At 38.1% G+C, this 9088-nt stretch carries 8 protein-coding genes; 1 reads left to right on the forward strand and 7 read right to left on the reverse strand.

The window, feature by feature from the left end; all coding sequences use genetic code 11:
• Positions 1-13: 13 nt before the first annotated feature.
• The 7 genes from dnaK to gpr all read right to left on the reverse strand — a co-directional run bounded on the left by dnaK (position 14) and on the right by gpr (position 8449).
• On the reverse strand, positions 14-1825 hold the full coding sequence (gene dnaK, locus AC1UFB_RS00285; protein WP_062687056.1) for a molecular chaperone DnaK: 1812 nt from the start codon (positions 1823-1825) through the stop codon (positions 14-16).
• Positions 1826-1857: 32 nt separating this feature from the next.
• Positions 1858-2418, reverse strand: coding sequence for a nucleotide exchange factor GrpE (grpE, locus tag AC1UFB_RS00290; RefSeq protein ID WP_062687054.1), 561 nt, complete (start codon positions 2416-2418; stop codon positions 1858-1860).
• 99 nt (positions 2419-2517) lie between these two features.
• Positions 2518-3546, reverse strand: coding sequence for a heat-inducible transcriptional repressor HrcA (hrcA, locus tag AC1UFB_RS00295; RefSeq protein WP_025911656.1), 1029 nt, complete (start codon positions 3544-3546; stop codon positions 2518-2520).
• A gap of 85 nt (positions 3547-3631) precedes the next feature.
• Positions 3632-4771, reverse strand: a complete 1140-nt coding sequence (gene hemW, locus AC1UFB_RS00300) for a radical SAM family heme chaperone HemW (RefSeq protein ID WP_328100989.1) — start codon at positions 4769-4771, stop codon at positions 3632-3634.
• 155 nt (positions 4772-4926) lie between these two features.
• Positions 4927-6753, reverse strand: coding sequence for a translation elongation factor 4 (lepA, locus tag AC1UFB_RS00305; RefSeq protein ID WP_100346803.1), 1827 nt, complete (start codon positions 6751-6753; stop codon positions 4927-4929).
• Between the two features lie 166 nt (positions 6754-6919).
• The gene (locus AC1UFB_RS00310) at positions 6920-7255 is read right to left on the reverse strand and encodes a DUF3679 domain-containing protein (protein ID WP_025911662.1); all 336 of its coding nucleotides are present in this window, start codon (positions 7253-7255) and stop codon (positions 6920-6922) included.
• 81 nt (positions 7256-7336) lie between these two features.
• A complete protein-coding gene (gpr, locus tag AC1UFB_RS00315; RefSeq protein WP_062954402.1) occupies positions 7337-8449 on the reverse strand; it encodes a GPR endopeptidase in 1113 nt (370 codons plus the stop codon).
• Between the two features lie 196 nt (positions 8450-8645).
• Here gpr and rpsT point away from each other — a divergent pair, with 196 nt between their 5' ends.
• Positions 8646-8912 carry a 30S ribosomal protein S20 gene (gene rpsT, locus AC1UFB_RS00320; RefSeq protein ID WP_025911665.1) on the forward strand — a complete coding sequence of 89 codons (267 nt, stop codon included), beginning with the start codon at positions 8646-8648 and terminating at the stop codon, positions 8910-8912.
• The last annotated feature ends 176 nt before the right edge of the window (positions 8913-9088 follow it).

A 9088-nucleotide genomic window follows, 5' to 3' on the forward strand; every position in this document is an offset into this window, starting at 1 on the left:
TCGTCAAGATGCATTATTTTTTATCGTCGTTTACTTCTTCAAACTCTGCATCTACAACATCATCGTTTTGAGCGCCTTCGCCACCAGCTGCTTGTTGAGCTTGCTCGTACATTTTCACCGTTAGAGTTTGAACAACCTCTTGAAGTTCATCTTTTTTCGCTTTGATTTCTTCAAGGTCATTCTTTTCAATTGCAGCTTTTAACGCATCTTTTGCTTCGTTAGCTTTTGTTACTTCCGCTTCTTCAACCTTACCTTCAAGGTCTTTCAACGTTTTTTCAGTTGTAAATACAAGTTGATCTGCTTCATTGCGTAATTCAACTTCTTCTTTACGCTTTTTATCTGCATCCGCATTATCTTCTGCTTCTTTTACCATGCGTTCGATTTCATCATCTGATAAACCAGTAGAAGACTTGATTGTAATTGCTTGCTCTTTATTTGTACCTAAATCTTTTGCACGTACGTTTACGATACCGTTTTTATCAATATCAAAACTTACTTCAATTTGAGGTACACCACGTGGAGCTGGTGGAATGTCCGTTAATTGGAAACGACCTAACGTTTTGTTGTCAGCTGACATTGGACGTTCACCTTGAAGCACATGAATGTCTACAGCCGTTTGGTTATCAGCTGCCGTTGAGAATACTTGTGATTTACTTGTAGGAATTGTTGTGTTTCGCTCAATTAGCTTTGTAAATACGCCACCCATTGTTTCAATTCCTAGAGATAATGGCGTTACATCTAGTAATACTACGTCTTTTACATCACCAGTTAATACGCCACCTTGAATTGCTGCACCTAAAGCAACAACTTCATCAGGATTTACGCCTTTATGAGGCTCTTTACCAGTTTCTTTTTTAATTGCTTCTTGTACAGCTGGAATACGAGTAGAACCACCAACTAAAATAACTTTATCTAGTTCACTTGCAGAAAGACCAGCATCTTGTAATGCTTGACGTACTGGAGCCATTGTACGCTCTACTAGGTCTGCAGATAACTCTTCAAACTTCGCGCGTGATAGCGTTACTTCTAAGTGAAGTGGTCCAGCTTCGCCAGCTGTGATAAATGGTAATGAAACTTGTGTAGAAGTTACACCAGATAAATCTTTCTTCGCTTTTTCAGCAGCATCTTTTAGACGTTGAAGCGCCATTTTATCTTTAGCTAAATCAATGCCATTTTCTTTTTTAAACTCAGCTACTAAGTAGTCGATGATTACTTGGTCAAAATCATCTCCACCAAGACGGTTGTCACCAGCAGTTGAGCGTACTTCGAATACACCATCGCCTAGTTCTAGAATCGATACGTCAAACGTACCTCCACCTAAGTCATATACTAGTACAGTTTGATCTTCGTCTGTTTTTTCTAATCCGTATGCAAGAGCAGCTGCTGTTGGTTCGTTGATGATACGCTCAACTTCTAAACCAGCAATTTTACCAGCATCTTTTGTTGCTTGACGCTGAGCATCGTTAAAGTATGCAGGAACTGTAATAACCGCTTTTGTTACAGGCTCACCTAAGTATTCTTCTGCATATCCTTTTAAATGTTGAAGAATAATTGCTGACATTTCTTGAGGTGTATACTCTTTCCCTTCAGCTTCTACTTTGTAATCTGTACCCATATGACGTTTAATTGAGATGATTGTGTTTGGGTTTGTAATTGCTTGACGCTTTGCTACTTCCCCAACTTGACGCTCACCGTTTTTAAACGCAACAACAGATGGTGTTGTACGATTTCCTTCTGGATTTGGGATTACTTTTGGCTCGCCGCCTTCTAAAACAGCGACACAAGAGTTCGTTGTACCTAAATCGATACCAATGATTTTACTCATATAAAATAACCTCCTTGTTTTATGTAATAGTTTTATTGGTTTACTTTTACCATTGCAGGGCGAATAATTTTATCCTTTAGTTTATACCCTTTTTGAAGTTCTTCTACGACTGTATTTGGTTCATACGCCTCATCTTCTACTTGCATAACAGCCTGATGTTCATAAGGATCGAATGGTTTCCCTACAGATTCAATTGCCTCAACACCTTCTTTTTGAAGTGCCTCAACTAATTGACGGTAGACCATCTCTACACCTTTCATCACAGACTTCGTATTCTCATCTTCTGTGTTCACCTGTAGAGCACGATCAAAGTTATCTAGTGCTGGTAAGATATCTGCCACTAAAGATTGAGCACGATATTTCTGTGCTGCTTCTGCATCAAGACGAGAACGACGACGGAAATTATCGAAATCAGCTTGTAGACGTACATATCTATTTTCCTGTTCTTCAAGCTGTTGCTTTAATTGGTCAATTTCTGTTTGAAGAGTAGCTTCTACAGATTCTTCTCCAGATTCTTCAACAGTCTCTTCTTGCTGAACTTCTGTATCTACAGTTTCTTCTACTACATCCTCTACTTGCTTTTCGTTTGACAATTCCTTCACCTCCTTAAAGTTAGAGCACGTTCATGCTGCTGTCTATTTTATCATAGGAAAGACAGGAAGCAATGACTTCCAGCACTTTCCTTTTATTTTTTATTGCTTGTATAAATTCGTTAATAAACGAGACATGTCAGAAGATAACAATGTCATTAAGCTAATAGCTCGCGCATATTCCATACGAGTCGGTCCTAATAAAGCAATGGTACCAATTTGTTCTTCACCAAACGAATACGTAGCAGTAATTAAACTACAATCAGCCATTTCGTTTACTTCATTCTCACGGCCAATTTTAACGTGAATACCAGATTCACTAGACGTTAAAAGCTGTGAAAACTCTTTTTCATGTTCAATAATAGTGAATAAATCACGAATTTTATCAATGTTATGAAACTCAGGCTGAGCAAACATATTCGTTTTTCCACCGATAACCATTTTACCGCTTGTATTCAGCTTTAACGTATCGCTTAAAATCGTCATCGTTTCTTTATACCCTCGAATATGATTTTTTAACAATAAAGCTACTTCTTTATACATCTTATCATGTAGCTCAGTAATCCGAACGCCTACTAGCTTATCGTTTAAAATATTGACCATCTTCTCAATATCTGATGCGCCAATACCAGTAGGTAAAGTAATGGTACGATGCTGTACGTGACCTGTATCTGTAACAATAATAGCAACGGCTGACTCCTCAGTTAACGGCAAAATCTGCAGCTGCTTGAGCTTATTCGTTACTGCTTTAGGGCCAAGCACAATGGACGTTAAGCTTGTTAAGTCTGATAAAATTTGAGCAGATTTTTGCACAATCTCTTCCAGTTCAACAACTCGTTCAGCAAAGAGAGACTTAACTGTTGAAATATCTTCATTCGTTAATAGCTGCGGAGATAACAAATGATCCACATAATAGCGATATCCTTTTTCGGATGGAACGCGCCCTGAAGATGTATGAGTTTTTTCAATAAAGCCCAGCTCTTCTAAATCAGACATTTCATTGCGAATTGTTGCTGAACTAAAGTTAATTTCACTTTTTTTAGAAAGTGTACGAGAGCCAACAGGCTGTGCAGATCGAATAAAATCATCAATTATGACTTGTAAAATTAATAGTTGTCGATCAGTAAGCACGTTTCATCACCTCTGTTAGCACTCTAAAAGCTTGAGTGCTAAATCTAATAATAAATTACCAAATCATTATGGGTCATGTCAACGATTAGATTCCACCAATAAATGCCTGGAATACCTCATTTCCTAAAAAGCGCCCTTTTTTTGTTAGTCGCAGCGAACTTTCGGTTTGTTCCAGCAATCCTTTGTTTGTATATTCTTTTATTGGCTCAGAAAAAACATCATTCATTTCAACTTTATACTTTTCGTAAAAGCTAGCTTTGTTAACACCATTTGTTTTACGCAATCCTAGAAACATCTCTTCTTCCATTCTTTCCACTTTTGAAACAGAAATTTCATCTAAATAAGCATGATTCGTTTCAGTAACGGCCTGCATATATTTTTTTAACGGTGCAATATTCGATCGTCTAATTCCATCAATGTAGCTATGAGCTCCCGCTCCTATCCCGTAGTAATCATTATTATCCCAATACGTCAGGTTATGGAGGCTTTCGTAGCCTGAACGAGCAAAATTGCTAATTTCATACTGAGAATATCCATGCTTATCCATCTCATCCATTAACATCTCGTACATAAACGTTTCATCGTCTTGAGAAGGCACACGAAGCTTTCCTTTATTCATTAAGTTATAAAATACGGTTTTAGGCTCAATGATAAGAGAATAAGCAGATATATGCTCGACATCCAGTGAAAATGCAATATCAAGCGTTTCTTTGAAATCAGAAATCGTTTGTCCAGGCAAGCTGTACATTAAATCTAAGCTAATATTTCTAAACCCTATTTTTCTCGCTTCGTCAACAGCTTGAAATGCTTGCTGGTTGCTATGAACACGTCCAATTTTTTCAAGAAGCTGTTCATTGAACGTTTGAACACCAATGCTCAATCGATCTACACCGTACGCATGTAAAATTCGTAACTTCTCTTCTGTTAGCTCATTAGGATTTGCTTCAAACGTAAACTCTTTTACATCATGAACTGGAAACGATTCATGAATGGATTCTAAAAAGTACGTCAGTTGCTTTTCATCAAGGGCTGTCGGAGTTCCTCCACCGACAAAAATCGTCTTTAAATCATTAGCTGGATACCTTTCTACCGTCTGCTTCATCTCATCTCTCATTTTTTCTAGATAGGGCATAACGGGCTGATTTTTGAAAAATACTTTATTAAAGTCACAATAGTGACAAATATGATGACAAAAAGGAATGTGCAGGTAAGCTGCTTCAATCATCGTCTTCCACCTCAAAATAGTTAAAGTAAATGATAAAAATACCGCAGATGCTCTCTGCGGTATTTTTTATCGTAACGCGTCTTTAATCGCTCTACGCTATAGTGTAACAAATCAATCAGTTATAAAACACTAAACTGCTTATATTAAATGATTTCTCACTCTTCATCCATACGCAGTACAGCCATGAATGCTTCTTGTGGAACTTCTACTGATCCGACTTGCTTCATTCGTTTTTTACCTTCTTTTTGTTTCTCAAGAAGCTTACGCTTACGAGAAATATCTCCACCGTAACATTTTGCTAATACATTTTTACGAATGGCTTTGATTGTTGAACGTGCTACAATCTTTTGACCAATAGCTGCCTGAATAGGGACTTCAAACTGCTGACGTGGAATCAGCTCTCTAAGCTTCTCTACGATAATCTTACCGCGGTCGTACGCTGAGTCACGGTGCACGATGAAGGACAGTGCATCGACTTTTTCTGCATTTAATAAAATATCCATTTTCACAAGCTTAGATTCTTTGTAACCAATTAATTCGTAATCGAAGGATGCATACCCTTTTGTGTTTGATTTTAATTGATCAAAGAAATCATACACGATTTCAGCTAGCGGAATCTCATACACAATGCTCACTCGATTCGCATCTAAATACTGCATGCCGATGAAGTTACCGCGCTTCTTCTGACAAAGCTCCATAACAGCTCCTACATAATCATTAGGAACCATCATCGTTGCTTTTACATACGGCTCTTCCACTTTTTCAATCTTTTGAGCGTCTGGCATATTAGACGGGTTATCAACAGATACTTTCTCGCCATCCGTCATGTAAACATCGTAGATAACACTTGGTGCTGTTGTAATCAAGTCAATCTTAAACTCACGCTCGATACGCTCTTGGATAATTTCCATGTGAAGCAGGCCTAAGAATCCACAGCGGAAGCCGAATCCTAATGCTTGAGATGTCTCTGGTTCAAATTGAAGGGCAGAATCATTCAGCTCCAGTTTTTCTAAGGCTTCACGTAAGTCATTATATTTTGCTGTATCAATTGGATACAAGCCGCAATATACCATTGGATTTAAACGACGGTAACCTGGTAATGGTTCAGTTGCACCATTTTTAGCAAGCGTAATCGTATCCCCTACGCGTGTATCTCCTACGTTTTTAATAGCAGCTGTTAAATATCCTACATCTCCAACAGATAGTTGGGCTTGTGGAACTGCTTTTGGTGTTAATACACCAATTTCTGTTACTTCAAACTCTTTGCCCGTTGCCATCATGCGAATTTTATCGCCTGTTTTGACCGACCCTTCTACAATACGAATAGATGCAACAACACCACGATACGCATCATAGAATGAATCAAAAATTAAGGCTTTTAAAGGCCCTTCAGGATCGCCTTCAGGAGCAGGTACCTTTTCTACAATTTGCTCTAAAATCTCTTCAATTCCAATACCTGCTTTTGCAGAAGCGAGCACTGCTTCTGAAGCATCTAAGCCAATTACATCTTCCACTTCTTGACGTACGCGTTCAGGCTCAGCACTTGGAAGGTCAATTTTATTAATAACCGGTAAGATTTCCAAATCATTATCTAGCGCTAAGTATACGTTTGCTAATGTTTGTGCTTCAATTCCCTGAGCTGCATCCACTACAAGAATTGCTCCTTCACAAGCTGCAAGACTACGAGACACTTCATATGTAAAATCGACGTGCCCTGGAGTATCAATTAAATGGAAAATATATTCTTCCCCATCTTTTGCTTTATACTTAAGCTGAACAGCATTTAGCTTAATAGTAATTCCACGCTCACGTTCTAAATCCATAGAATCCAAAAGCTGAGCTTTCATTTCGCGCTGCGTAAGCGCATTTGTTTTTTCTAAAATACGGTCAGCTAATGTTGACTTTCCGTGATCTATATGAGCAATAATCGAAAAGTTTCTAATTTTCGACTGTCGGTTTAACTTCGCTTCTCTATCCATCATTTTTTCACTCCTACTGAAAATCGGCAAAATACACTAAAGTAAATTATAACAACACATCAGTCAACATTCAATAAACTTCTCAAAGGAAGGAGAGAGATGAGCTCAATAGTAAAGCAGAGCAGCTTTAATGTATAGCGAAACATTAAGGCTGCTCTGCTTTGTTGTTTTATACAAACAGGTTATGAAAAGCTTCGACTGCTTTTTGCATAACAGCCTGTATGCCGTTAGCTAAGCTTTTTCCGATTGAAGAAAAAAAGTTAAATGCCTTTCGCTCTTCCAGTAGCTTTTGTTTTTCTTCAAGGTCCACAACTCGCTTGTTGCCCATTACATCTGCTTCTACTTCGCCCTCGCTCGTTTTAGAAACTGTAAAAACTTGCTGAATACTAGGGTCATCATACCCTTTCATCTTAATTAGCCCTTGCTGGGCAGTCTGCATCCCTAATAGTACACCGAACAATAACACAACGCTTAGCAGCAGCGACTTCATCATGAATTTCGCCATGAGAATGCTCCTTTCATCTAAACATACCTATTCATTTTCGTAGTATTCATTATGGGATACTTCTTCTTGTTTCATTCACTTTTAATGAGTATAAGATCCAAAGTTTCCTTGATCCACTTCATGGTGAAGAGCTGCGTTCAGCCCTCCAGCTACCACGTTGGCCATCTCTTCTATAAATAAGTCAACTTCTTTTGGTGTAACCATCAAATTATGACCTAACGGCGCTAACACCTCATGAATTAAACGACGCTTTTCTTCATCAGGTAACGTACCAATCATTCCTAAATACGTTTGACGATGTTCTTCGCTTGGTAAATCTTCGTCAGTTAACTGTTTTTTTTCTCCAAACGTCATTCCGGAAGGGATAAGAGACTTCGAAGGCTTGTCTTGTTCATTCATCTCACGTCCAAAATGCTTTAAAATAAAATCAATGGTATCGCTTGTAATTGATACCGCATCAACAACTGTGGGTATACCGATTGCAATTACTGGAATACCTAGCGTTTCATAGCTAATTTCTTTTCGTTTATTTCCAACTCCAGAGCCGGGATGAATACCTGAATCTGAAATTTGAATCGTTGCGTTCACACGTTCGATTGAACGAGCTGCTAAAGCATCAACCGCAATAATAAAGTCAGGTTTTACTTTTTGGACAACACCAAAGATAATATCGCTCGTTTCAATTCCCGTAATCCCCATTACACCAGGTATAATAGCACTTACCGGACGGAACCCTTCTTCTACGCTTTCAGGCTGTAGAGCAAATAAATGACGAGTGATTAATAAATTTTCGACCGTCTTTGGTCCAAGTGCATCCGGAGTAACGCTGCTGTTTCCAAGACCGACTACTAAACAACTTGCATCATCTGGGATATTCAAGCCTTTTATAAAATGATTTAGTTCTTCGGCAAATACTTCTTCCATCTTTTCCTGCTTTTCGGTATCCTGCTCGCGAATTCCAACAGATTCTAGAGTAAGATAGCGACCTTTTTTCTTTCCAATCGTTTGGGCACCTTGTTCAGTTATTTCGACTAAAGATACCTTTACTCCATCGACATCTTTCTCTTTAAAAATAACGCCTTCAAGCTCAGACTGCTTGGCTTGCTTTTCATTGTCTTCAACAGCCATCGTTCTTGCTTCCACGGCTAAATCAGTGCGAATACTATATTGACTTAAGTCTAAGTTTTCATTCATTGCAGACCCTCCTCAGCTATTATCATAGAAGTTAGTTTCACCTCTTGCTAATTAATTCATGCACGAGAGCGATAAAATTCCTTTTAGGTGCTATTGCATTATAGCCGTGGGTTTGATAAAATATCCTTTGTTCTTATTGTAAGAAATGTCGAGTTCTATATAATCTCGATTGTTATAATTTCGGGAGGTGAAACGAATGCCAAACATTAAATCAGCTATCAAACGTGTAAAAACTGCTGAAGCTCGTCGTGCACATAACATCCAAGTAAAATCTGCTATGCGTACTGCTATCAAAAACTTTGAAGCTTTAGTTGAAAACAACGATGTAGATAATGCAAAAGCAGCATACTCTGTTGCTTCTAAAAAATTAGACAAGGCTGCACAAAAAGGTCTTATCCACAAAAACGCTGCAGCTCGTCAAAAATCTCGCTTAGCGCAAAAACTTAACGGTTTATCTGCATAATAAGCGAAAAAACGATCCCTATAGGATCGTTTTTTTTATGTTTTGCTACACTAGCGTCGCATAAATTTTAACTGAATTTTCTGTTTTATTATTTTTCCTTTTTTTCCTTTTTTTTCTTTTATAAAGAAAAACGAATACTCTTGAACAGAGGTAGTAAACATCCATTTTTTTACTAT

This window comes from Priestia sp. KCTC 13724, assembly GCF_056820425.1.